This is a genomic window from Nocardia suismassiliense, from assembly GCF_900269665.1.
GTDB lineage: Bacteria > Actinomycetota > Actinomycetes > Mycobacteriales > Mycobacteriaceae > Nocardia > Nocardia suismassiliense.
Map to the genome: position 1 here is coordinate 6,424,800 of NZ_LT985361.1, position 24,206 is coordinate 6,449,005.

23 protein-coding genes are annotated in these 24,206 nt (G+C 68.1%); 5 read left to right on the plus strand and 18 right to left on the minus strand.

All coding sequences use genetic code 11. The features are described 5' to 3' along the window. Positions 1-84 precede the first annotated feature (84 nt). Together DBO33_RS28400 and DBO33_RS28405 are read right to left on the minus strand one after the other, a co-directional pair. Positions 85-531 (minus strand): Cif family virulence factor, encoded by a 447-nt coding sequence (locus tag DBO33_RS28400; protein ID WP_107657807.1) that lies wholly within the window; start codon positions 529-531, stop codon positions 85-87. A 17-nt stretch (positions 532-548) separates the two neighbouring features. Then, positions 549-2,054 carry an MFS transporter gene (locus DBO33_RS28405; protein ID WP_107657808.1) on the minus strand — a complete coding sequence of 502 codons (1,506 nt, stop codon included), beginning with the start codon at positions 2,052-2,054 and terminating at the stop codon, positions 549-551. A gap of 91 nt (positions 2,055-2,145) precedes the next feature. On the opposite strand from DBO33_RS28405, the gene DBO33_RS28410 reads away from it, so the two are divergent. Then, entirely contained in the window at positions 2,146-2,826 is a 681-nt protein-coding gene (locus DBO33_RS28410) for a TetR/AcrR family transcriptional regulator (protein WP_107657809.1), read from the plus strand. Positions 2,827-2,878: 52 nt separating this feature from the next. Next, positions 2,879-3,874, plus strand: coding sequence for a zinc-binding dehydrogenase (locus DBO33_RS28415; protein WP_107657810.1), 996 nt, complete (start codon positions 2,879-2,881; stop codon positions 3,872-3,874). A gap of 79 nt (positions 3,875-3,953) precedes the next feature. Here the strand turns inward: DBO33_RS28415 and DBO33_RS28420 are convergent, their stop codons facing one another. From DBO33_RS28420 to DBO33_RS28455, 7 genes are all read right to left on the minus strand, one after another. Beyond that, positions 3,954-4,631, minus strand: coding sequence for an O-methyltransferase (locus tag DBO33_RS28420; protein WP_107657811.1), 678 nt, complete (start codon positions 4,629-4,631; stop codon positions 3,954-3,956). A 76-nt stretch (positions 4,632-4,707) separates the two neighbouring features. Continuing rightward, on the minus strand, positions 4,708-4,881 hold the full coding sequence (locus DBO33_RS28425) for a hypothetical protein (RefSeq protein ID WP_159080575.1): 174 nt from the start codon (positions 4,879-4,881) through the stop codon (positions 4,708-4,710). A 344-nt stretch (positions 4,882-5,225) separates the two neighbouring features. Next, positions 5,226-7,136, minus strand: coding sequence for a tetratricopeptide repeat protein (locus DBO33_RS44485; protein ID WP_159080576.1), 1,911 nt, complete (start codon positions 7,134-7,136; stop codon positions 5,226-5,228). Beyond that, positions 7,133-8,998 (minus strand): hypothetical protein, encoded by a 1,866-nt coding sequence (locus DBO33_RS44490; RefSeq protein ID WP_159080577.1) that lies wholly within the window; start codon positions 8,996-8,998, stop codon positions 7,133-7,135. The genes DBO33_RS44485 and DBO33_RS44490 overlap by 4 nt, the downstream gene beginning before the upstream one ends. Positions 8,999-9,028: 30 nt before the next feature. Next, positions 9,029-10,321, minus strand: a complete 1,293-nt coding sequence (locus DBO33_RS28445) for an ABC transporter substrate-binding protein (protein ID WP_234391085.1) — start codon at positions 10,319-10,321, stop codon at positions 9,029-9,031. Between the two features lie 31 nt (positions 10,322-10,352). Next, complete coding sequence (locus DBO33_RS28450) at positions 10,353-11,702, minus strand: SPFH domain-containing protein (protein WP_107657816.1); 1,350 nt, start codon at positions 11,700-11,702, stop codon at positions 10,353-10,355. Continuing rightward, positions 11,703-12,134 carry an NfeD family protein gene (locus DBO33_RS28455; RefSeq protein ID WP_107657817.1) on the minus strand — a complete coding sequence of 144 codons (432 nt, stop codon included), beginning with the start codon at positions 12,132-12,134 and terminating at the stop codon, positions 11,703-11,705. It abuts the gene before it with no gap. A 151-nt stretch (positions 12,135-12,285) separates the two neighbouring features. Between DBO33_RS28455 and DBO33_RS28460 the strand changes: the two genes are divergently transcribed. From DBO33_RS28460 to DBO33_RS28470, 3 genes are all read left to right on the plus strand, one after another. After that, entirely contained in the window at positions 12,286-13,113 is an 828-nt protein-coding gene (locus tag DBO33_RS28460) for a DUF3097 domain-containing protein (protein ID WP_107660657.1), read from the plus strand. A gap of 90 nt (positions 13,114-13,203) precedes the next feature. After that, entirely contained in the window at positions 13,204-14,019 is an 816-nt protein-coding gene (locus DBO33_RS28465) for a hypothetical protein (RefSeq protein WP_107657818.1), read from the plus strand. A gap of 142 nt (positions 14,020-14,161) precedes the next feature. Next, positions 14,162-14,911 carry a S1 family peptidase gene (locus tag DBO33_RS28470; RefSeq protein WP_107657819.1) on the plus strand — a complete coding sequence of 250 codons (750 nt, stop codon included), beginning with the start codon at positions 14,162-14,164 and terminating at the stop codon, positions 14,909-14,911. Between the two features lie 49 nt (positions 14,912-14,960). Here DBO33_RS28470 and DBO33_RS43100 read toward each other — a convergent pair whose 3' ends face one another. From DBO33_RS43100 to DBO33_RS28515, 9 genes are all read right to left on the minus strand, one after another. Beyond that, positions 14,961-15,449, minus strand: coding sequence for a hypothetical protein (locus DBO33_RS43100; RefSeq protein WP_199856788.1), 489 nt, complete (start codon positions 15,447-15,449; stop codon positions 14,961-14,963). Positions 15,450-15,519: 70 nt separating this feature from the next. Further along, positions 15,520-16,581: a ferrochelatase gene (locus DBO33_RS28480; protein ID WP_107657820.1), complete on the minus strand. Its 1,062-nt coding sequence runs from the start codon at positions 16,579-16,581 to the stop codon at positions 15,520-15,522. Between the two features lie 17 nt (positions 16,582-16,598). Continuing rightward, positions 16,599-17,435 carry an NADH-dependent enoyl-ACP reductase InhA gene (gene inhA, locus DBO33_RS28485; RefSeq protein WP_107657821.1) on the minus strand — a complete coding sequence of 279 codons (837 nt, stop codon included), beginning with the start codon at positions 17,433-17,435 and terminating at the stop codon, positions 16,599-16,601. 76 nt (positions 17,436-17,511) lie between these two features. Then, a complete protein-coding gene (gene fabG1, locus DBO33_RS28490; RefSeq protein ID WP_107657822.1) occupies positions 17,512-18,228 on the minus strand; it encodes a 3-oxoacyl-ACP reductase FabG1 in 717 nt (238 codons plus the stop codon). Between the two features lie 232 nt (positions 18,229-18,460). Then, complete coding sequence (locus DBO33_RS28495; RefSeq protein ID WP_107657823.1) at positions 18,461-19,462, minus strand: VWA domain-containing protein; 1,002 nt, start codon at positions 19,460-19,462, stop codon at positions 18,461-18,463. Next, positions 19,459-20,415: a DUF58 domain-containing protein gene (locus DBO33_RS28500; RefSeq protein WP_107657824.1), complete on the minus strand. Its 957-nt coding sequence runs from the start codon at positions 20,413-20,415 to the stop codon at positions 19,459-19,461. Before DBO33_RS28500 ends, DBO33_RS28495 begins: the two co-directional genes overlap by 4 nt. A gap of 26 nt (positions 20,416-20,441) precedes the next feature. Then, complete coding sequence (locus tag DBO33_RS28505) at positions 20,442-21,656, minus strand: AAA family ATPase (protein WP_107657825.1); 1,215 nt, start codon at positions 21,654-21,656, stop codon at positions 20,442-20,444. A gap of 125 nt (positions 21,657-21,781) precedes the next feature. Then, positions 21,782-23,197 (minus strand): NlpC/P60 family protein, encoded by a 1,416-nt coding sequence (locus DBO33_RS28510; protein WP_107657826.1) that lies wholly within the window; start codon positions 23,195-23,197, stop codon positions 21,782-21,784. A 315-nt stretch (positions 23,198-23,512) separates the two neighbouring features. Next, positions 23,513-24,076, minus strand: a complete 564-nt coding sequence (locus DBO33_RS28515; RefSeq protein ID WP_107657827.1) for an Rv1476 family membrane protein — start codon at positions 24,074-24,076, stop codon at positions 23,513-23,515. Between the last annotated feature and the right edge of the window lie 130 nt (positions 24,077-24,206).

The following is a 24,206-nucleotide window of genomic DNA, read 5'->3' on the forward strand; positions in this document are numbered from 1 at the left end:
TTCCGACTCTATTAGCAGCGCGCCAATTTGGGTGGCGTTCGATGCGCCGTGCTCACCAGCGGCATGCCGCCCTCGCGCTCACGATCAGTCCCGCCCGTCGGCCGCACGCAGGAGTTCCGGCAGATCTTGCCGGGTGAGGTACGCGGCGATCCGGAGTCCGCCGTCGACCCGCCGAATCAACAAGTCGCTGTAAACCTCGATGGCTCTGCCGTCACCAAAGGTCAACGCCCACTGCACCGAGGTGAGCCAGTAGTGTCCGCCGAGCTCGGTGGTCGACTGTTCGACCAGTTCGAGTTCGGGCACCGAATCCAGTTGGCGGACCCGGCTTTCCACTGCGGCGACGAACTCCGCCCGGGATAGGCAGAGACTGGACGACGGCGTGACGACCAGGATGGTTTCGTCGAAAAAGCTTGGCAGCGTGCCGAAGTCCGCCGCCTTGACGGTGTCGTCGTAGCGGCGGACGAAGTTGTGTACCGCGGCGGTGCCATGCGAAACGCGCTGGTCGGCAACGGCCGGATCATGCGTGACCATGGCATTCAATTATGCTATTAGTGCGCCGCTCCCGCGTTGGAACGGACGCGCGCGGGCGAGGCGAATCGCGCGATCATCGCCATCGCGACGAGCAGTGTGGCGCCGACCGCGGTCGCGATATGCATTCCGGAGACGAAGGATTCGCGGGCGGACTCGATCAGCGCGGCGTTGTCGCCCGACTCGTGGATGGTCTCGCCGAGGGTGGCCGCGAAGTCGCCGCCGGAGCGGAAGATCAGTGCGGCAAGCGATCCCAGCAGGGCGAGGCCGAGCGCGTTGCCGAGCTCGAAGCTGGTTTCGGAGATGCCGACGGCCGAGCCGGCTCGTTCCGCGGGGACCGAGGACACCGCCACGTCCGACACCAGGGTGAAGGCGAGGCCGTAACCGATGCCGGCGATGGTGGATCCGGCCAGGTACCACCCGAGGCCGCCGTGCACGCCGACGCCGAGCAGCATCAGATTGCCGACGGCCGAGGCGATCAGCGCGAACACGAAGGTGTTGCGGGTGCCGAAGCGATGACCGACCCGCGCGCCGCTCATCGAGAAGATGAAGACAGCGACCGCCATCGGAATCCCGAGCAGCGCCGCGGCCAGCGGGTCGCGTCCGGTGACCGACTGGAGGTAGATGCTGGTGAGGTAGCTCATCGCGGCCAGCGACATCATGCCGACGAGACTGGACCCGATGGCCACCGAGAACCCGGCCCTGGAGAACAGCCGCAGGTCGAGCAGTGGTTCGTCCAGCTTGCGCTGCCTGCGCACGAACACGATCAGGATCAGCACACCGAGCAGTGCGATGATGACCGACTCCGCGTCGATCCCGTTGGCCGCCGCATGCTTGACTCCGTACACCAAGGGCAGGATGCCGCCGATGGACAGCGCGACGCTCGGCAGGTCGAGTGGTCCGAGCACGCCCGCGCGATGCTCGGGCAGCACGAACGGACCGAAGGCGAGCAGGATCAGCAGCACCGGGATGTTGATGAGAAAGACCGAGCCCCACCAGAACTGGTGCAGCAGCACGCCGCCGATGATCGGGCCGACGGCCGAGCCGCCCGCGAAGAACGCGGTCCATACGCCGATGGCGGCGGCCCGTTCGCGCGCGTCCGGGAACAGGGTGGAGATCAGCGCGAGGCTGGACGGCAGCAGGGTCGCGCCGCCGACACCCATCAGCGCCCGCGCCACGATGAGCACCGCGGCGCTCGGCGCGAAGGCGGCGACGACCGAGGCGATGCCGAAGATGGTGGCGCCGACGAGCAGGATGTTGCGCCGCCCGATCCGGTCGCCGAGGTTGCCCATGGTGATCAGCAGGCCTGCGATCAGGAAGCCGTAGATATCCAGAATCCACAGTTGCTGGGCGGCCGACGGGTCGAGGTCGACGGTGAGGGTCGGCATCGCCAGGAACAGCACCGAGATGTCCATCGACACCAGCAGCACCGGCAGCAGCAACACCGCGAGCCCGAACCACGCGCGGCGCGAGCCGACAGTGGGCGCCGCCTCCTGCGCGGACCGCACCGCCTCAACGTCTGTCATCCTAGGTATTCCTCTCCATCTCGCGTACGCCGTACGCACAACTGGAGTACAGTGTACGCAAGCTCCCCCGGAAGTGAAAGTGAGTCATGGGATGACTGAGCTCAAGCTCAACCGAGCCGCCATCATCGACACCGCCATAACGCTCGCCGACGAAGAGGGCCTCGACGCGCTGTCCATGCGTCGGATCGCCGACAAGATGGGCGTCGGCGCCATGTCCCTGTACCGGCACGTCGCGAACAAGGACGAACTGCTCGAGGCGATGACCGACGAGGTGGCGCGGCGCAATCCCTACCCCTCCGCCGAGGGCCAGCAGTGGACCTGGCGCGACCGGGTCCGCATCGCCGCCGAGATCGATTGGGCGCTCTACCAGCAACATCCGTGGGTGCTACTCACCTTCGCCACGCCGCGCTACAGCTTCGGCCCGCAAAGCCTGGCCTGCCTGGCGTGGATGGTCGAGGGATTTTCCGAGCTGAATGTCTCGACTCGGGAAGCCACGGCTATGGCGTTCAGCGTGTGGAATCACATCTCCGGCGCGACCCTGCCGCATATCAGCGCCGCGCTGATGGCGCGCAAGGGAATGAACCCGGAGGGTGACAATGGATTGCGCACGATGCTGAAAGGAAAATCACAGTTTCCGGTGCCGCCCGCGCTCGTCGACCTGGAGGGCAGCGGGATCAACGATCTCTCGCAGGAAGATCTGCTCTACGCCGGTCTCGCCGCGCTGTGCGACGGCTTCGAGGCCAGGGCGCGCAGGCAGGCCGACTTGACCTGAACCTAGCTTCATGTTGCACGGTGGTCGGTGACCATCACGAACAGGAGCCACCGTGCACGCGATCCGTCTTCACGCCTTCGGCCCGGCCGACAATCTGCGCTACGAAACCCTGCCCGATCTCAGTCCGGGGCCGGGTCAGGTGCGAATCACCGTGGCTGCGGCCGGAGTTCATCTCATCGACACCGCGTTGCGCAAGGGGCTGCCCGGGCCTTACCCCGTGCCGGAGTTGCCGACGGTGCCCGGGCGTGAGGTCGCCGGGACGATCGATGCGGTCGGCGCCGAGGTCGACGCGGGCTGGATCGGTAAGCAGGTGGTCGCGCACCTGGGCATGGTGCCCGGCGGGTATGCGTCGGCCGCGGTGACGGAAGTTGCTCGGCTGCACGAGATTCCGCCGAACCTCGACCCTGCCGAGGCGGTCGCGATGATCGGTACCGGCCGCACGACCATGGGCATTCTGCAATTCACCGAGCTCGGTCCGGACAGTGTTGTCATCGTGACGGCGGCGGCGGGCGGCATCGGCACGCTGCTGGTGCAGTACGCGAAGAATGCCGGGGCGACCGTGATCGGTCTTGCGGGTGGTCCCGCGAAAGTCGCACTGGTGCAACGTAATGGGGCGGACCTGGCGGTCGACTACCTGCTCGCCGACTGGCCCGAGCAGGTCCGCGGCTACCTCGGGGACCGTTCGGCGACAGTGCTGTTCGACTCGGTGGGCGGCGAGACGGCTCGCGCCGCCTTCGAGCTGCTCGGCAAAGGTGGGCAACATCTCGTCTTCGGTGCGTCCGGTCAAGATCCGAAAGACGCTGGGACACCGCCACTCTCCGCAGACGAGTTCGCCGCGCGCGGCATCACGTCCGAGTTCGTACTCGGCCCGCCGATGCTCCAGCGGGCGGGCGGTGACCTTCGCACCCTCGAGGACCGTGCGATCGCCGAGGCGGCCGCCGGGCGGCTACGGCCCGCAGTCCACCGATTCCCGCTCGCCGACGCTGCCGCGGCGCATCACGCCTTGGAGAACCGAGGCACGACCGGCAAGGTCGTGCTGATCCCGTGACGGCTTCGGGCTGAATACGATTGGCGCGCAGGGAGTTCGATCGCGGACGCCAGCTGCGTCCGCGATCGCGCAGGTGCGCTCAGTCCGTCGGCTCGCCGTTCACCACCGCGTAGGCGAAGCCGTCCCAGCCTTTGCTACCGACGGTCTGCACGACCGTCGCCTCGAGTGCCGGTTCGGCGGCGAGCAGCTCGACGGTGGCGCGGCTGGCACGGATGGCCTGGTCCTCGGAGGTGGCGTCGACGAGGCCGCCGTGGCGCACGACGTTGTCGACGATGATCACCGAGCCCGGGCGGGTCAGGCGCAGGGCCCATTGGACGTAGTTGGGGTTGTTGACCTTGTCCGCGTCGATGAACACCAGATCGAACGGCTCGGGGTTCTCCTCGGCCAGCACCGGCAGGCTGTCCAGGGCCGCACCGACGCGGATGTCGACCCGCTCGCCGACCCCGGCGTCGTCGAGGTTCTTGCGCGCGACCTCGGCGTGCTTCGGCTCGAACTCGAGCGTGACCACCTGCCCCTTCTCACCGACCGCGCGAGCAAGCCAGATCGTGCTGTACCCGCCGAGGGTGCCGATCTCCAGCACCCGTCGCGCCCGCGCCGTCCGCGCGAGCAGATACAGGAACTTCCCCTGCGGCGCAGACACATCGATCGCAGGCAACTCCGCCGCGGCATTCGCCGTCAGCGCCGCCGCCGTCGCCGCGTCCTGCACCAGAGTGTCCACGATGTAACCATCGACATCGGCCCATTCGGTTGTCGTCATACCTCGCAGTCTGCCACCGCACTCCCTCCCCCGCCCACCACAACAAGCCCGCACTCCCCTCTGGGGATCCGCACCATTAGGGGCGGGAAACCGCGAGTAAGCCCGCCGTGACGTCCCACTCGAGGCCGAACCGATCCCCCAGCGGGACATCGGAGCGGGCAAACGCGAGTAAGCCCGCCGTGACGTCCCACTCGAGGCCGAACCGATCACCCAGCGGGACATCGGAGCGGGCAAACGCGAGTGAGTTCATCGTGATGTCCCACTCGGCACCCGGCTGCTCACCCAGCGGGACATAGCGGCGGTGAACCGCGCGTTTTGGTGCCACTAGGTTCCGTTGATCATGAACGGAGCTTCAGAGGGTATGCGAAATCGCTCCAACGCTGGCGGGGCGCGGTGGTTCGGCAAGATCCGCACTGGCTCTCGGGATCCGCACTGACTACGGGGGTCCCTAGTGGGCGCGGATCCCGAGAGAGGGTGCGCATTTTGCTGGCAGCGGGCTGGTTCATCTCCCGCTGGTCTTGAAAGCCGACGGCACCGCTCCCCTTGGACGGGCGCACTCCTCCGCCGCCCCGCGTGCGAGTGGGTGGTTGGGGATCAGTGGTCGTCGGCGGGGAGGGGCCAGTGGTCGATGTGGGTGAGGACGGTGGTGTCGGTCAGCAGCGTGCGGGCCTTGTCGAGGTAGCGCTGGAGGTAGGGGGAATCCTGTTGTAGGCGTTGGGATTCGGCCAGCCAGCCGCTGGCTTGGCGTCGGACTTCGGTGGTGGTCAGAGGGTGGTCGGCGGGGAGGAGGGTGCCGCCGTGGGCGGGGGCGACGAGCATGGCGGAGCCGAGGTGTTTGAGGCAGCGGGCGGTGCCGTGGTTGTCGGCCAGGGTGCGGTAGGCGGTGAGCGCTTGTTGCCAGCAGCGCAGGGCTCGGCGGGGTTCGCCGCGCGACCACCACACGATGCCCATGGTTTCGCGGATATGTGCACGACCGTCGGGGTCGCGGCCGTCGCGGGTCAGGGACTCAGCCAGTTCCAGGCGGTCCTGGGCGGCGTCGAGCCTGCCTTGGTGGATGTGGACGACGGCCATGTTGATCAGCGCGCAGACCTCGCCTGCTACGTCTTCCCGCGGGAGGAGCCACCACGCGGACTCCAAGTGGGCAACCACAGCGTCCAGGTCGCGGTAGGAATCGGTCGGCGGGTCGCCATGAGCAGGCGGCTCGCCCTGAGCAGGCGGCTCGCCCTGAGCAGGCGGCTCGGTCGGAGCAGGCGGCTCGGTCGGAGCAGGCGGCTCGGTCGGAGCAGGCGGCTCGGTCGGAGCAGGTGGATCAGCCGACGGGGGCGGATCCGACGGCGAGGGCGGACGCGGATCGGTCGGCGGAGGTGGATCCGACGACGTACACCATTCGGCCAACTTGCGCAGGGCCTCTTGATGTTCCCACCTCGCGGCCAGACTGGTGGACAGGTTGCGGGGCCGGTAACGCTTCGGCCGTTCAGTCGGATCGCCGGCCCGCATCGAGACCAGGTCATGGTGCAGCACAAGGGCTTTCATCGCATCCATGTCGCGCAGTTCGGCGGCCAGCCGTCGGCTGCTCACGTCTTCGCCGGTTCGCGCACACCACCCGTCCAGCGCATCCCCGATCCGTACCAGTTCCAGCACCACGGTGGTCGGTAGGTCGTTCGCATAGCGGTTTACGCAGGCGCTGACGAGCCCGCACAGTTTCGACTCTTCGGCTTTGAACCAGCGGCATGCCCCCGCTGCGAACCGCACCGAATCCAATGCCAACGCCCACCGAGTGGCTCGATCGGCGTAATAGTGCACGAGTGCGGTCAGCGCCGCAGCCCACTGCGGACTTGCGATCACCTGCTCTTCTCCGGGCGCTTCGGGCACCTTGAGTAGTTGATAAGGTTGCGCAGCATTGATTTCCACGCAACCGCGGCGCACTAGTTCATCGAGCAGCACAGCGGCCGTTCGTGGCGGCTTGTCCTGTGCCTGCGGCAGCCGAGCCGATGCGTCGAGCGCGGCGGCCAACACGGCAAGCAATGCGGCCGCCTCGAACTCGCGCCCGGGCAGCTTCCGCAAAACCGCGGCCTCTTCATCCCTCCAACCCGGAATGGTGGGCAGCTCGCCCGAGCCCGAGCCCGAGCCCGAATCCGAATCCGAATCCGAGCGCGGCGACCCGTCTGTCGCCGCGGACACCGGAGGCCCCGGCTCGACCAGATCAGCGATCATGTCGAGTTCGTGTGCCGTGCGGACTTTTTCGCGATATCGCTGCACGAACCGGTACCCCACATAGACCGCAGCCGCGACAACGACGAGCACCGACAGCCACCGCAAGGTCCCGGCCGCCACCTCGACCGCGGGACTCTCCCCAAGCGAGTTCACCACCACATTGCGGGCCAACTCGAACAGCAGCGCATAGGCCACCACCGACGCGGTCCCCAGAAACCCTTGCCAGATAGACGATCTCGGCGCGCTCGGTTCGACCGACGAAGCGCGGTCCTGCTCGCCGGGGTGACTCATCGCAACACTCCCCCGGTCAGCCCCGGCACCAGCCAGCGCCGCCAGGTCGCCAGCAGCAATGCGACCGGCAGGATGGCCGACATCAACGCACCCGCCGCCAATTGTGCCGAGTTCTCACTGAATTGACGCGCCTCGCCCCAGAGCAACAGCGACCACGGCGTCGCCCCCGCGCCGCTGATCAGCAGTCCGATCACGAAATCGTTCCAGACCTGGATGAATTCGAGCACCGCCACCGCACCGAGCGCCGGACCGGCGGTGGTCAGCACCCGCCGGGCGATCGTGCCGGGACCCGCCAGACCGTGCAAGGCGTCAGCGGCGGGCGTGCCGGGCGCGGCCAGCAAGGCGCCGCGCAGTACCAGGATGGCGATCGGCAGGCCGGCCGCCGCGTGCAGCAGGATCAACGGGATTCGGGTGCCGGAGAGCCCGTAGGTGTCGATGAAGGTGTTGACCGGTCCGAGGTAACTCTGCACCGGCAGCACGGAGAGCACCACCAGCGACACCACCGCGATGTTCGCCGCAGGGCGGTTAGGACGCAGTGCCGCAAGCCGATACGCGACCGGCACTCCGGCGGCGACCACGATGACGGTGGCCAGGCCGGCCACCCACGCGGTCGTCTCCAGGGACCGCAGCAAGGCCGGGTCGCGCCACATACGGGTGATCGCGCCGAAACCCCAACCGTCGCGATCTTGCAGTGCCGCCAGAATCAGCGCGACGATCGGGAGCAGCGCCACTGCCGACACCGTCAGCATTACCAGCACCCGCAGCGGCTTCGCCGGATGCCGCGCCACTTCCACCGGGTGCTGCCGCGGCACCGACCAGCTCGTCTTCTGGGTGCGCACGTCGGGCTGCAACAGCCAGGCCACGAATCCGACCAGCACCGCGAGCGGCAAACCGTAGGCCGCCGCGACGCCCGCCTCGATCTCGGAGTCGACGGCCAACCGCCACCAGTGCACCGTCGCGCTGTCGACTTGGTACTGCATCGAGCCCGGCACCCCGATCAGCACCACATCGAACACCCTGGCCGCGGCCACCCCCACGGCCAACCCGACGATCAGCATCACCGGACGCAGTTGCGCGTCGAGCCGCTGCGCCAACGTCCCCTCCTCGCCGCGATACAGGTAGCGGGCGCGGGCCGGATCGGACTCGATGGCGCGAATACCGGCCCGGAACAGCCCCGTGACGAACCCGAACCAGGTCCACAGGAACGCCGAACCCAGCATTACCGCGAACCAGAAGCGGTACACCCCAACGCTTTCGATGCCGAGCCGATCCCCGAGGTACTGGAAGATCAGCCGAAAGGCGACGCCGGACACCACCGCGGAGATCCCCACCGGCACGATCAGCGGCCACCACAACCACCGCGAATCCCGTCCCCACCAAGCGATCCCGAGCGCCACCACCAGCAGCACCACCCCGAACAGCACCCACACCAGCGTGCGCACATACGCCCAACTCCCGTCCCGCCCCAGCGCCGTCCCCAACACCACCAACCCCGCGACAACCAACCCCAGCAGCACCGGCCACAACCCCCACCGAAGCCACGTGGCCCGCTGATCCCCCCGCTGATCCCCTCGGTGCCTGACAAGCTGCGTCACCCCGACCGCACCGACGGCGACGACCGCACACGAAGCCACCACCAACGGCCGGGCCCGCACCGCGCTCACCACAGTCCACGCCACGGGCACCACAACCAGCGACACCGTCAGCACGGTCGCAGGCAGCCCGGCTACCAAGCCGACCCACCGCCGCGGATGACTCCCCGCGACCAGCGGCCCGCGCATCCGCCGGGTAGCAAGCTCCAGACGCAGCCCGTGCGAATCGAAGTCACCGCGTTCGCGCGGCGCCTCAGGTGGCTCAGTCATCGCCACCGCCAACGTCGCATCGCCCCACCATCACCGCCGCCGATCCACCGCATCGAGCGCGGCGATCGCCCGATCGGTCGCGTCGGCGAGCTCTTCGATCTTCCCGTCCCCGACAGTGATCAGGAAGTCGGTCAATATGCGCCACAATCCGTTTCGCCCACCGACCGCACCGATCCGATCGGACAGATCGAAGGCGCTGCGCGTACTCAACATTCGCGCCGAGGGTTCGAGGAAACTCGAATACCGCGCGTTGGTCCGCAGATTCGGCGCGATGAACCCGTGATACTCCTCGATCCACGGCACCGGCGCGGACGGTTCGGCAAGCGCCGCAACCACTTCCATGGCCCGCTCGGTCGCCGACTCGGTCACCACCATCACATCACCGCCCACGATGCGCGGCGGGTTCTGCCCCGAGGTGACCGCCGGAAACGCGGCAACGCCGACCTCGTCCTCCAAACGGCGACCAGATCGGCGCACGGCGGAGCGCACGATGGGTTCGGCGAAGTCCGGCACGACGACCATCACCGCGCGCCGATGCTCGAACACCTCGCGCACCGCGTCCGGGAACTGGCGGGTCAATGCGGCCGCGATACCGCCGGGAAACGCATGCCGATGCCCCCACAGCGCACCCAGATGACCGAATGCGGCACGCACCGCAGGGCTTTCCCAGGAACGACCATTTCCATCGACCGCCACCTCGTCGTAGATCCGCGGCGACTCGGCGAGCAGCGCGTTCTCGAACAGGTCGGTGAGGACCCAGCCGTCCGCCGCACCGAGCGCAAGCAACCGCACCGGCGACTCTGCGAGCACCTCCATGCGGTCGAGCCAGTCCATGATGGTCCAGCCGGCCGGGTCACCGAGACGGTACTTGTCCACCAGGCGCCGGTTGTACCAGACCATCGACTTGTCCGCCGCCTTGAACGGCACGCCATAGAGTTTCCCGTTGTACTGCACCAACTGCCGCCACACGTCCGGGTAGCGCGACCCCAGCTCGTCGGACCACAGCGTCTCCGCCAGCGGCCGCAGTTTGCGCTGTTCGGCCAGCGCCCGCACCCGGCCGGCCTGCGGCAGCATCACGATGTCCGGCGCCGAGCGGCCACCCGCGGTGAACGCCGTCTCGATGTCGTCGCCGAGCGGAACGACATCCACCGGGCGGTCATAACCGAGGCGGGCGAGCACCGCCCGGAACGCCGCCAGCTCGGACCCGCTCCAGGACACCCCGATGCGGACCGCACCGGGGTTGCCGAGCAGTAGGTCGGGGGCACAGGCGGCCGCGAGTGGCGCCACGAGCGCCACTTGCAGTAGTTCCCGCCTGCTTCGCATGACCCCCCGGCCACCTATGTCGAGATACTGCCTACTTGGAGAAGTTCTCCGGCGGCTGCCACGGCCTGCCGTGCGGATCCTCGGACCGGTAGGTCGGCGGCTGCTGTTGCTGCGGCGGTTGCTGCTGCTGGGACTCCTGCTGCGGCGGCTGTTGCGGTAACTGCTGCTGCGGTGGCTGCTGCGGAATCTCCTCCTGCGGCGGCGGGTACGCCTTCTCCTCGGCGGGCATCACCGGCCGATGCGGCGACGCTTGGCGCGGTACGACCGGCGGCGAGGCCATCAGGTCTTCCACCGGCTTGCGGGCGGTCTCTTCCGCGGCACGGACCGCTCGCTCGATGGCGGGGTCGGGCGCGGTGTCGAACCATTCCGCGACGTCATCGGAGTCGTCCTCCACCTTGGTCGGCTCGCCGTCGGAGGCGGGCGGCTCGTAGCGGAAGATGCCGTCCTCCCCCTTGCTGCCGAAGCTGGTGGCGAACCCTTCGAGGGCCTTGCCGAAATCACTCGGCACCAGCCACACCTTGTTGGCGTCGCCGCGCGCGACCATCGGCAGCGTCTGCATGTATTGGTAGGCAAGCAGTTCCGGCGTCGGCTTGCCGTTCTTGATTGCGGCGAAGACCTTTTCGATGGCCTTGGCCTGGCCCTGGGCCTGCAGGTAGGAGGCGGCCCGCTCACCCTGCGCGCGCAGGATGCGGCTCTGCCGTTCACCTTCGGCCTCCAGGATCGCCGACTGCTTGGCGCCCTCGGCGGAGAGCACCTGCGCCTGCTTGGAGCCCTCGGCCATCTTGATCTGCGATTCGCGGGTGCCCTCGGCGGTGAGGATCATCGCGCGCTTCTCACGATCGGCCTTCATCTGCTTTTCCATCGACTCCTGGATGGACGCGGGCGGGTCGATGCTCTTCAGCTCGACCCGGGCCACGCGCAGCCCCCAGCGTCCGGTCGCCTCGTCCAGCACGCCGCGCAGCTGGCCGTTGATCTGATCGCGGGAGGTCAGCGTCTGTTCCAGGGTCATGCCGCCGACCACGTTGCGCAGCGTGGTGACGGTGAGCTGCTCGACCGCGGCGATGTAGTTGCTGATCTCGTAGACCGCCGCCTGCGGGCTGGTGACCTGGAAATACACCACGGTATCGATGTGCAGCGTCAGGTTGTCCTCGGTGATCACCGGCTGCGGCGGGAACGACACCACCCGCTCGCGCAGATCCACCTTGGCGCGAATGCGATCGGCGAACGGCACCAGGAACGTCAACTGCCCCGACACCGTGCGCGAATACCGGCCGAGCCGCTCGATCACCGCCGCTTCCGCCTGCGGTACCAGCGCGATCGACTTGAAGACCACCACCACGACCAAAAGCACGAGTACAGCGGCAACGATCAGTACAGCCATTTACGGCCCCTTCCAGACGACGGCGGTCGCGCCTTCGATCCTCATGACATACACCTTCGTACCGGGTTCGTACACCTCGGACTCGTCCATCGGCCGGGCGGTCCAGACTTCACCGCCCAGTTTCACCTGGCCGGAATGTGCGGCCACCTCTTCCAGTACCACCGCCGATTTACCTTGCAGCGCATCCACGTTCGTCGGCGTCGGCGGTGGGGTGCCGAAGCGGCGGCGCAGGATCGGCCGCACCCCGAGGAACAGCACCAGCGTGAGCACAGCGAAGACGATGGCGTCGACCACGAGCGAGGGGCCCGCGATCGCGCTGACGCCCGCGGGGCCCAGCGCGGCGGTACCGAGCATGATCAGCGTCAGGTCCCCGGTGAGCATTTCCGCCGCCGCGAGCAAGATGCCCGCGACCAGCCAAATTATTGCGGCCACGCCACCACTCTAGTGCGCCGGTGATGATCACGGGCGGCACTGACGCGACTACAGATCTCGGGTGAATCACGAATCGCGCACCGGTGTCGCGTGGCCGTATCGGCCGCGTCGGTGTACTGAAATCGCCAGCGGCGGTGCTAGCTTCGAGCGGGTGAGCGGGCATGACAGCTATGGCGGCGACATCTTCTCCGGACATTCCCGAGCGAAGAAGCGGGTGGTGCCGCGGGTTACGGCGGAGCGCGACCTCGTGGTCGAGGACGCGGCCAGCGGATTCTGCGGCGCTGTGGTGGGTTTCGATCGCAGCTACGACGGTGAGTTCGTGAAGCTGGAGGACGCGCGCGGCGCGGTGCGGCTGTTCGCCATGCGCGAGGCCGCGTTCCTCATCGACGGCGAGCCGGTGACGCTGATCAAGCCGGCCGCCACCGCGCCGAAGCAGCCGACGCGCTCGGCGTCCGGCTCCACCAGAGTGGAGGGTCTGCGGGCCCGCGTCGCCAGGACCAGCCGGATCTGGGTGGAGGGCGTGCACGACGCCGCGCTGGTCGAGCGGGTGTGGGGGCACGATCTGCGGGTCGAAGGTGTGGTCGTCGAGCATCTGGAGGGCCTGGACAATCTCGCCGAGCGACTCACCGAATTCGAGCCGGGGCCGGGCCGCCGGGTCGGGGTACTGGTCGACCACCTGGTCACCGGATCCAAGGAGACTCAGCTCACCACCGGGCTCGGCCCGAACGTACTGGTCACCGGTCACCCGTTCATCGACGTCTGGCAGGCGGTGCGCCCGGCCACCGTCGGGATCCCCGCCTGGCCGCAGGTGCCGCGCGGCGAAGACTGGAAAACCGGCATTTGTGATCGATTGGGCTGGGGCACCCCGCAGGAGGGCTGGCGGCGGGTCTACGGCGCGGTCGAATCGTTCCGCGACCTGGAGGCGCCGCTCATCGGGGCGGTGGAGCGGCTGATCGACTTCGTCACCGAACCGGAATAGCAGGTCCGCGCGAGTGACTCGCGTCGCTGCTCAGGAATGCCGTTCGCGGGAATGCCCGCGAATAACCGTCACCCTTTATGCTCGATAATTATGTGCTCTCCTAGTGCCACGCTGACGGTGTGGGCCGGCTCATGGCTGGCCGGCTGTAGCGCGCCCGACGACGTCCTGGCGGCCCTGCACGCGTGGGCGCCCCAGCACACCATCGCCGCGGGCGATCCGGTCACCGGTGGTCGCACCGACCTGCCGTGGTCGTCCAGGGGCAACCTGCCCGGGACCGGAATGATGGCGCTGCTCAAGGTGATTCGCGAGAGCATGGCCCAGCCCGGCGCCCAGCTGCGGCTGGTTCTTCCGGTGCCGGGCGACGTGCGTGGCCTGCCCACCGGAACCGCCTTCGCCGCCGACGCGATCGAGGCGGAAGAGGGCCTGCTGATCGGGGTGCCCGGCACCGAAGGCACCGGTCTCATCCCGCAGTGGACCGACGAGGACACGCTCCAGTGGTCGGTCTACAGCACGCCGATCCCGCCCGCGCCCGGTCAGGACATGTCGCTCGGCGAGGCCGAATACGCGATGCGCGAGGCGGTTCGCGATGCCGCCGACGCCCTGCTGCAGCTGCACACCACCTCGGTCGGTTCGGCCGACTCGGACCCGCGCGAACTCATCGAGGCCGAGCTGGCCGACTACTCCCGGCACGACTACCCGGACTCGATTCCGTTGCGCGCCAGGAAGATTCTCGATACCGCCGATCACGTCGCCGCCATCCTCACTGTGGCGCAACGGGAACCGGCGTCCTCACCGACCTCGGCCAGCGCGATCGGCGCGCAGGAGTCGCTGCTGCGCCCGCTGTGGGACGCGATCCGCGCGGCGCGGCTGGTCGCCATCCACGCCGCGGCGCGCAGCACGCCATGAGCCGCGCGCTCTCGGCGGCTCGATATTCAGCGCCGACTCCGTAACAACGCCCTACCCGGCCGCGACCGGGCGACAAGACCCCGACCATCCAGCTTCTGGTTGAATGGGCCGACCATCCGATCCCTCCAGCAGGAGGTATGACATGGACCTTCGCCATCGTGGCGCCGCGGCACTCACCGCCGCGTTGATCGCCCTTGGGCTACCCGCGGCACCTGCGTCAGCGATTTTCGGCGGCGCGGAAACCGAGGCGAGCGACTATCCATGGCTCGCCGCCGTCGGCAGCCCGCTGTTCTTGACTAGGCCGTCCGGGCAGTTCTGCGGCGGCGCGCTCATCGCGCCGGATCAGCTGCTCACCGCGGCGCACTGTGTCGCGCCGGCCCGGCAGGTCCCGCAAGCTCTCACCGTCACCTTCGGACGCACCGAGCTTCGCGGGTCCGACGGAATCACGGTGCACGTCAAGGACATTCGCGTGCACCCCGACTTTCACGACTCCGATTTCGATGGCGAGACCGTTCATCACAACGATCTCGCCATCCTCACCCTCGATCGCCCCCAACCCGGACCGATGCTGGAAGTCGCCGTCCCCCAATCGAACACCGGCACCATCCTCGGATGGGGCGCCACGTCCGAAGCCGACGAATCCAACACCCACCTCCGCACCGCGACCGTCCCGCTCGTGCCGGACGCGCAATGCGCCGCGGCCTACGGCACTGCGTTCGATCCGCGCGACATGCTGTGCGCCGGTTCGACCGAGGCCGATACGGGTCAATACGACAGTGGCGGGCCACTTCTCGTGGACGGCCGCCTGGTGGGGCTCACCTCGTGGGGCAAGGGTGCCGCGCGTCCCGGTTTCCCCGGCGTGTACACCAAGCTGTCTGCGGTCATGTTCTGATCGCCGGAAGCCGCTGCACGACTACGCTTTCGCCTCGCCCCCACGCGGCTCAGTGCTGATACGGCTGCTGCGGCGGGTACTGCTGCTGCACCGGATACGGCTGCTGCGGCGTGTACGGCTGCTGCTGCTGCGGATACTGCTGCCCCGGGTAGGGCTGCTGGTACTGCTGTTGCTGCCCGGGATAGGGCTGCTGTCCCTGATACTGCTGCTGCGGCGAATACTGCTGCTGCGCGGGATATTGCTGTCCGCCATACGGCTGCTGCGGCGGATACGGCTGCCCGCCGTTGCCCTGCTGCGGCAGCTGTCCCTGGTTGTTCTGGTTGTTCTTCTTACGGGCCGACAGCCAGATGATGAGCCCGATGCCGACTACCACCAGCCCGAAGCACACCAGGCCCACTACCCACGAGCCGCCCCCCTTGCTTCGGCTACCCCGGCGCCTGGCCTCACTGGTTTCCAGGGCGGCCGTCCAGACGTTCTGGTCGGACCACACCTGCGGATCCAGCAATCCGGTGTTGGTCAACATTTCGGTATAGATCATCGAATTCATTCCTTGCACCCCGCTTCGGCTTCTCCGAAGGCGAATGCATGCTATCGCAACCCGATTGGGGTTACCTTTCGGCCACAACTCGGCGCTGCGGCGCACAGCAACCGACCGCACAGGGCGTCCCGTTCAGGGTGCAGCCGAAACCGGAAACCTCACCGAGGTGCCGGGCAGCGGTGTCGTTGAGCTGCTCGTCGATCAGTTCGACGACCAGCGCGGCGAAGCGCGGATCGGTGCCGGGAGTGGCGGCGCGGGCGAAGGCCATGCCGAGTTCGGCGGCTTTCTCCTTCGCCTCGTTGTCCAGATCCCAGATCACCTCGAGATGATCGGAGACGAAGCCGACCGGGCAGACGATGACCGACTCGACGTTTTTGGCCGCCAGATCGTCCAGATGATCGACGATGTCCGGCTCGAGCCACGGCACCTGCGGCGGGCCGGACCTGGACTGCCAGACCACGTCGTAATCCGTGAAACCGGTTGCGGCGGCGGCCAAACGGGCGGCCTCGGCGACCTGACGGCTGTACAGGTGACCGCCGTCGGCGGGCGGGCCCGCGGCCGTATCGGCGGAGAGCGGAATGGAGTGCGCGGTGAAGACCAACCGCGCGCCGTCCCGGCGATCGGCCGGAAGTTCTTGCCGCGCAGCGCGAATGGCGTCGGCGAAGGCCTCGATCAGCAATGGGTGATCGAAGTACTGGCGCAGCTTGACCAGATCCGGCGCACCGTCACCGAAAGCGGTTCGCGCCCTGACTATGTCCTCGTGGTACTGCAGACACCCGGAGTACCCGCCCCACGCCGAGGTGGGGAACACCAGGGCGGAGCGGACACCGTCGGCGGCCATGCGCGCGACGGTGTCCTCCACCATCGGAGCCCAATTGCGATTGCCGAAATACACCGGGAGATCGATACCGGCCGTGGCCAATTCGGCCTCGACCGCCGCGATGATGTCCCGGTTGAGCGCGTTGATCGGCGAGACGCCGCCGAAGTGCAGGTAGTGCTGGGCGACCTCTTCGAGACGTTCGCGCGGCACACCCCGGCCCCGAGTGACGTTCTCCAGGAACGGCATCACGTCCTCGGGCCGTTCCGGGCCACCGAAGGACAGCAGCAGAAGTGCGTCGACAGCCCGGACCACAATGCCTCCTCGGCGGATCAGTTGATCGACATGCCCTCGGGGAACCAGGTGTTGTGGCTGGCTCCACCGTCGACGTAGATGATCGACGCGGTCGTGCCGGGCAGCCAGTCCGACAGCAGCGCGACGATCGACTTCGCGACCACCGTCGGGTCGTCGACGTCCCAGCCGATCGGCGACGCGCCGTCCCAGTACTCGTTGAGCTGGTTCAGCTTGGCCGCATCGTCGGTGGCGGTGCCCGCGATGGCCTTGGCGGCCAGCGTCTTGATCGGGCCCGCGGCGATCAGGTTCGAGCGAATCTTCTTGGCGGCGCCCACTTCGCGCGCCACGTACCGGTTGACCGACTCGAGCGCGGCCTTGGCCACACCCATCCAGTTGTAGTACGGCATCGCCGTGCGCGGGTCGAAGTCCATGCCGACGATCGAGCCGCGCTCGTTCATCACCGGCAGCACCGCGCGGGCCAGCGACGCGTAGCTCCAGGCCGAGATCTCGAAGGCCTTGGCCGCGTCCGGGCCGGGGCCGTCGAGGAACGGACGCGCCTCCGGACCCATCAGGGTGCGCGGCGCGAACGCGATCGAGTGCAGCACGCCGTCGATGCCCTCGGGCGCCAGCTCACGCACCTTGTCCGCCAGCTCGCCGAGGTTCTCCTCGTTGGTGACGTCGAGCGGGATGGCCGGGGGGACCTCTTGCGGCAGCCGCTTGGCGATCCGGTCGATCAGCCGCAGCCGCTCCGGAATGCCCGTAATGATCACCTTCGCGCCCTGCTCCTGCGCGACGGCGGCCGCGTGGAACGCGATCGACGAGTCGGTGATGATCCCGGTGACCAGAATGGTCTTGCCTTCGAGCAGTCCGCCCATGTGTTTTCGGTTCTCCTGGAGTCGTGTGTGGATTGCTTGCGGCCGTCGAGGTTTCGCAGGCCGCCGGGCCGTCAGGTCAGTGGCCCATGCCCATGCCGCCGTCGACCGGGATGATCGCGCCGGACACGTAGCGGGAGTCCTCGGAGGCGAGGAAGCTGACCACGGCCGCAACGTCTTCCGGCTGGCCGAGGCGCTGCAGCGGGATGAACTTCTTGGCCATGTCGCGCAGATCCTCGGGCAGGTCCGCGGTCATGTCGGTTTCGATGAAGCCGGGCGCGACGACATTCGCGGTGATGGAGCGCGAGCCGAGCTCACGGGTGATCGAGCGGGCCAGGCCGATGACACCGGCCTTGGACGAGGCGTAGTTGATCTGACCGGCTTGTCCGGCGAGACCGACCACCGAGCCGAGGAAGATCATCCGGCCCCAGCGTGCGCGCAGCATCGCCCGGTTGGCCCGCTTGGCACAGCGGAAGGCGCCGGTCAGGTTCGCGTCGATGACCTTCGAGAACTGCTCCTCGGTCATCCGCATCAGCAGTGTGTCATCGGTGATGCCCGCGTTCGCGACGAGCACCTCGACCGCACCCTGCTTCTCCTCGATCTCGGTGAACGCGGCATCGACCGAAGCACTGTCGGTCACATCGCATTTCACGCCGAACAACCCGTCCGGCACCCCCGATCCGCGATGCGTGACAGCCACCTTGTGACCGTCGGCGACCAAGCGTTGTGCGACTGCGAGACCGATGCCACGGTTACCGCCCGTCACCAGGACGGACCGCGGTGTGATGTTGGACATGGGCAACAACCTACCTGGTCGGATCAGACGGTTACGACCCGCCCGGCCACCGTCCCGGGCCGCACAGACGAGTGATGCCGACACCGGGAACGGTGCCGGCATCGCCGTGTATCGCTGAATACACCCAGCCGCCGCCCGATCGGGTGACCGGCAGCCGGGTACCCCGTCGCGGTGAATCCCAGTGCGGAAGCAGCTTCGCCCGGAAGCTGCGTGCGTCAACGGAACTGAGCGCTTACGGCAGCCGCTGGCGGTACAGCAGCCCGATGATCACACCTGCGGACGTGATCAACAGCCCGAGCAGCAACCACGGCCTGCTCGCGTCACCCCTGGTGAGCTCGAAGCCGATCTGCTGTTCGAGGGTGTCGTACACCCCGCTCAGTTCCTGCAGGGTGGACGCGGAGTAGAACTCGCCGCCGGACAGCCGCGCGATCTCCCGCATCGCCTCGTCGTCGACTTCCACCTTCACCTTGTCGGTGCCGCCGCCTTCCCGCGGAATCTCGACGACACCCCACTTGGTGCCATACGAGATCGTCGAGATCGGGACGTTCTTGTTCTTGGCCAGTCGCGCGGCGACGAATTCGTGCCGTGGATTGTCCATGTCCTCGTAGGCGGGGACGGTCTGCTTGCCGTCCGACATCAGGACGATCCGGGCCGGCGGCGGTTCGGCGGCGCCGCCGAGCACCGAAGCGAGGGTATCGATCGCGTTGAGCGCGGTGATGATGCCCTCACCGGTGGCCGTGCGCTCGGCGAGCTTCACGTTGTCGATCGCGGCCTTGACGGACTCGTGGTTGGTCGTCGGCGTCACCATCACCGAGGCCGTGCCCGCGAAGGTGATGAATCCGATGTTGAGGCCCTCCGGCAGGCCGTCCACGAACTCCTTGCCCGCCTTCTTCGCGACCTCGATCCGGCTCGGCGGCACATCGGTCGCCTCCATCGACAGCGACACGTCCATCACCAACATGACGGTCGCCCGGTTGCGCGCCACCTTCTTCACCGCGGTCGGCCCCGCCGCCGCGATCGTCAAGAACACCAGCCCGATCACCATGAGCGCGATCGGCACGTGCCGGAACAGGCTCGGTCGCGTCGGCGCGACCTTCTCCAGCAGTTCCATGTTGGAGAACTGCAGCATGTGCTTGTGCTTGCTGCGCTGAACCAGCACATAGCCCAGCGCGATCAACGCGATAACGGCCAGAAAGCCGAGCCACAGCGATGCGGTGAAATGCGAAATACTCACTGGCGTGGCACCCGCCCGGTCGGGGCGCCGAAGCTGTGGCGCCGGGTGGACACGAACCGGACCACGTCGGCGATCCAGTCCCGGTCGGTCTGCAGGGTGAGCACGGGCGCGCCGCAACTGCGCAACGCCTGTTCGACCTGATCCCGGTGCCGCTGCGCGGCGGCCGCGAAATCGGCACGCAGCGTGGGCGTCACGCTGAATTCGCGGGTGCGCCCGGTCTCCGGGTCGTGCAGCACGACGTCGCCGACGTCGGGCAGCGAGAGATCGCGCGGGTCGAGCACCTCCACCGCGAGCAGGTCGTGGCGCGCCGAGATGGCGCGCAGTGAACGCTGCCAGTCGATGTCCCCGAGGAAGTCGCTGATGATGACCGCCAGTCCGCGTTTGCGCTGCGGTCGGCGCAGCGATTCGATGCCGCCGCGCAGGTCGCCGCGCACACCGTCACGGGCGTGCGGGGTGGTCGCGATGCTGCGCAGCAGCGACTGGGCGTGCACCCGTCCGCTGCGCGCGGGCACCCGCACCAGTTCCTCGCCGGTCGCCACGACGGCGCCGATCCGGTTGCCGCCGCCGCTGGTGAGGTGGGTGATCGCGGCCGCGGCGGCGATCACCAGGTCGCGCTTCTGGCAGTAGGCGGTACCGAAGTCGAGGCTGGCCGAGAGGTCGACGACCATCCAGGTTTCCAGCTCCCGGTCGGCGATGGTCTGGCGCACGTGCGGATGGGTGGTGCGGGCGGTGACCGACCAATCCATCTGCCGCACATCGTCACCCGGCTGATAGGTGCGGGCCTCGCCCGGCTCGGAGCCGGGGCCGGGGATCAGGCCGAGGTGGTCGCCGTGCAGCACGCCGTCGAGCCTGCGGCGCACCGTGAGCTCGAGCGTTTTCAGCGCCGCGGCCAGCCGCGGATCGGTCAGCTCGCCAGCGTGGAACGACGGCGGAGCGTGCGGAGACCTGGACACTGCACGAGACGGTTCCGGCGCCGCGGTCACTTGTTCTGAACGTTGCCGGCGGGCTGGGACTGCTGCCCGTTCGGCGGCTGCGGCACGGCTTGCGGGACGCTCTGCTGCTGCGGATGCTGCGCGGGCTGCGGCGCGTTCTGCTGCGAGACCTGTTGCGGCGCACCGACGGCAGGCGCGGCGGACGCGCCTGGCGCGACGGCCTGCGGGGCGACCTGCGGCATGCCGACGGTCTGCAGCACCCGCTTGATCACTTCCTCCGGGCTGATCTCGTCGGCCAGCGCGTCGTAGGACAGCACGAGCCGGTGCCGCAGCACGTCCGGGATCACCTCGACCACGTCCTGGGGCACCACGTAGTCGCGGCCGCGGATCAGCGCGACGGCGCGGGCGGCGGCGATGATGCCGAGGCTGGCACGCGGGGAGGCGCCGTAGGCGATCCAGCTGGCCACGTCCTGCATGCCGAAGTCGGCGGGCTTGCGGGTCGCCGCGATCACCCGGACCACGTAGTCGACCAGCGCGTGGTGCACGAAGGTGTTGGCCGCGACCTGCTGCAGCCGGACGACCTCCTCCGGGGCCAGGATGCGCGTCGCCTCCGGCGGGGTGACACCCATCCGGTAGATGATCTCGCGCTCCTCCTCGACCGAGGGGTAGTCGACGACGACCTTGAACAGGAAGCGGTCGCGCTGCGCCTCGGGCAGCGGGTACACGCCCTCGCTCTCGATCGGGTTCTGCGTCGCCATCACCAGGAACGGGTTCGGCATCGGGTAGGTCTTGCCGCCGATCGACACGTGCCGCTCGGCCATCACCTCGAGCAAGGCCGACTGCACCTTCGCGGGCGCGCGGTTGATCTCGTCGGCGAGCACGAAGTTCGCGACGACCGGGCCGAGCTCGGTGTCGAATTCTTCGCGGCCCTGCCGGTAGATACGGGTACCGATGAGGTCGGTGGGCACCAGGTCCGGGGTGAACTGCACCCGGGAGAACGAGCCGCCGACCACCTTGGCGAAGGTCTCCACGGCCAGCGTCTTCGCGATGCCCGGCACACCTTCGAGCAGCACATGACCACGCGCGAGCACGCCGACGAGCAGCCGTTCGACCAAGCGATCCTGGCCGACGATTACCCGCTTGACCTCATATATCGCCTTCTCCAGCGTCTGGACGTCACGCTCCAGGGTGCTCGGCTGGGACGCAGGCGCATCTTTCGCCAAATTCGCCCCGCTCACACCGTCTGTCGAAGTCACCAACATCCCCGCTTTCGCCTTGGTCCTGTGCGTGCTGCCACAACTATTCCAGGTAATGGCCGTATGTGCCGCAACCGGACCCGACATGAAGGGAATTCAAAGCTTTCGATGTCCGATTCACCGCGACTGCGTCAGCTGACGATACGCACCGCGTACGGCATGATCCCACCTTCGCGGACCGACGTCACCCGGACGACGGACCCCGATTCCGGCGCCTCGATCATCTGCCCGTCGCCGAGGTACAGCGCGACGTGCTGGCTGCCGTTGGGCCCCCAGAACAGCATGTCGCCGCGGGCGCGCTGGTCCACCGGCACCCGGGTACCCATGTTGTATTGGTAGCCGCTGTAGTGCGGCAGCGAAACCCCGATTCCGGCAAAGGCATAGATCATCAGACCGGAGCAGTCGAAGCCGACCTTGTTGTAGTCGCCGTGCTCGTCGGCGACGCCGCCGTCGCGGATGCCGAGCGTCGGGCCGTCCTCGTCGCCGCCGCCCCAGGCGTAGATGACGCCGAGCTGGGACATGGCGCGGTCGACCACCGTCTCGATCGCCGCGGAGCCGCCGATGGACGGCAGGCTCGGACGCGGGGTGCTCTGACGGGGTCGCGGTGAATTCTCGAGCTGGGTGTGCGGGCGTTTGCCCTCGCCGAGTTGGCCGGCGCGTCCCTGGGCGTTCTGGTCGGCGGCGGCGCGGGCCGCGGCGGCTGCGGCGGCTGCGCGCACGGCCGCTTCCTCGGCCCTGCGCTGCTGATCCCAAGTTAGATAGGCCTCACGCTGGCCTTCCAGCCCGGCCACATGCTGGCGCGCGAAGTCCAAGCGGCCCTGCGCATCCTGGCGCTGGCGTAACAGATTGTCGCGCTGCACGGTCTGCTGGTCCAGCGCGGCCTTGGCGGCGGCGACGGCGTGCTCGGCGTCGATCTTCGCCTGCTCGGCGGCTGCGGCGGCCGCGTCGGCGGCCGACTTCGCTTGACGCGCACTGGAATTCTTGTTGCCCTGGTCGACCTGGGCGCGGCGTAGGCCGTCGAGCACCTGCTGCTGGTTCTTCGAGACCAGGGCTAGTAGTTGAGCTTGGTCCAGGGCGGCGGCCGGGGTGGCCGCGGCTAGGTAGACGACCATCGAATCGGCGGCGGGGCGGGTGTAGGCCTGGGCGGCGAACTGGTCGAAGTTGCGCCGGGCGGCACCGACTTTCGTTCCGGCGTCCGCCAATTCGCGTTCGGTCTGCACGACGAAGGCGGCGGCCGCGTCGGCGGCGTCGCGCGCGTTCTGCAGATCGACGAGGGCCTTGTTCACCTCTTCGCGCTTGCGGGCGACCTCGCCGTCGAGCTGCTGCAGCTGCTGGTCGACCACCGCGACCTGATTGATCAGCGCGCCGACCTCGGTCACGCCCGCGTCGACTTGTGCTCCGGCGTCGGCGATCTCGCCATCACTCGGGTTCGGCGGGGCGGGCGGCACCGCGACCGCGGGACCGGCCAGCAGCAGGGCGGTGGTCATCAGCAACCCCAGAGCGATCCCCAGCGGACGCCGATAGGCCACCTTGCGGTGATTGCGCATCGCACCTCCCAAGGACCCGATTCCGGCAACGCTCGCGAGCATCGACCGGACCAGCGGCGCCGTGCCCGCACACTCGCAAGCGCTCTAACACGGGCGATGGTCGGCAGATAACCCCTGACAACCCTTCTTCCCCATCAGCAACTACACGACCGTACGACACTTCCGTCACCAAAGGAACTCCAGTCACAGAATGTCAGGCGGGTAATTTTTCCTTTGCCTGGAATTAGCCGGATGTGGCAAAGGTTTCCGGCCGGTAGAACATACCGGTCGTCAGGAAAAGTAGCTGGTTCGAAACCAGCTATGGAGTGAGAGGCCCTAGCGCGCGTCGGCGCTGGAAACGTGCACCGGCGTGGCGGGTTCGCCGCGCCGACGTGACTTCACGAAGTAGAGCCCGGCCACCACGGCAGCGGTGCCGACGAGCAACACACCGGTGATCGCGGTGTAGGACACGCTCTCCGGCTGCTCCAGCTTGTCCACGAAAAGCCGTGCGGCTTCGGCAGAGTGCGCGCCGCCCTTGAACTTCGCGGTGTCCTCGGCCCACTCCAGGCGGACCCGGGAGATGGTGTCGCTGTAGGTGCCGACCCAGTCGTCGCTCAGCACCACCACGGTGCCGTGCTGGGTCTTGCCGACCTCGGTGGCCAGGTCCCGTAGGCTCGAATCGTGGCCTGGATTACCGGGAACGACCACGATGCTCAGCGCGATGCCGTCCGCCCGCGCGTCGGCGGCGACCGCGGCCAACTCCGCCTGATCCTTGCCGTCCACCGTGGCGACGTGATTGTCGGCCAGGTCGGCATTGATGGTGGTGACGGTGTCCTCGGTGATGTTCGGCGGCAGGCCGGCGGCCATGGGTGTGAAAACCGAGGTGTGCGAGACGGTCATCTTCCATCCGGTCTGTCGAGCCGCATCGGCATCCGAAGCGACGTGCATCCAACACTGCAAGGTGAGCTCAACGCCACCCGGCTGGCTCCGAAAGCACAGTACGCGACGGAGAGTCGGAGCACGCGCACAC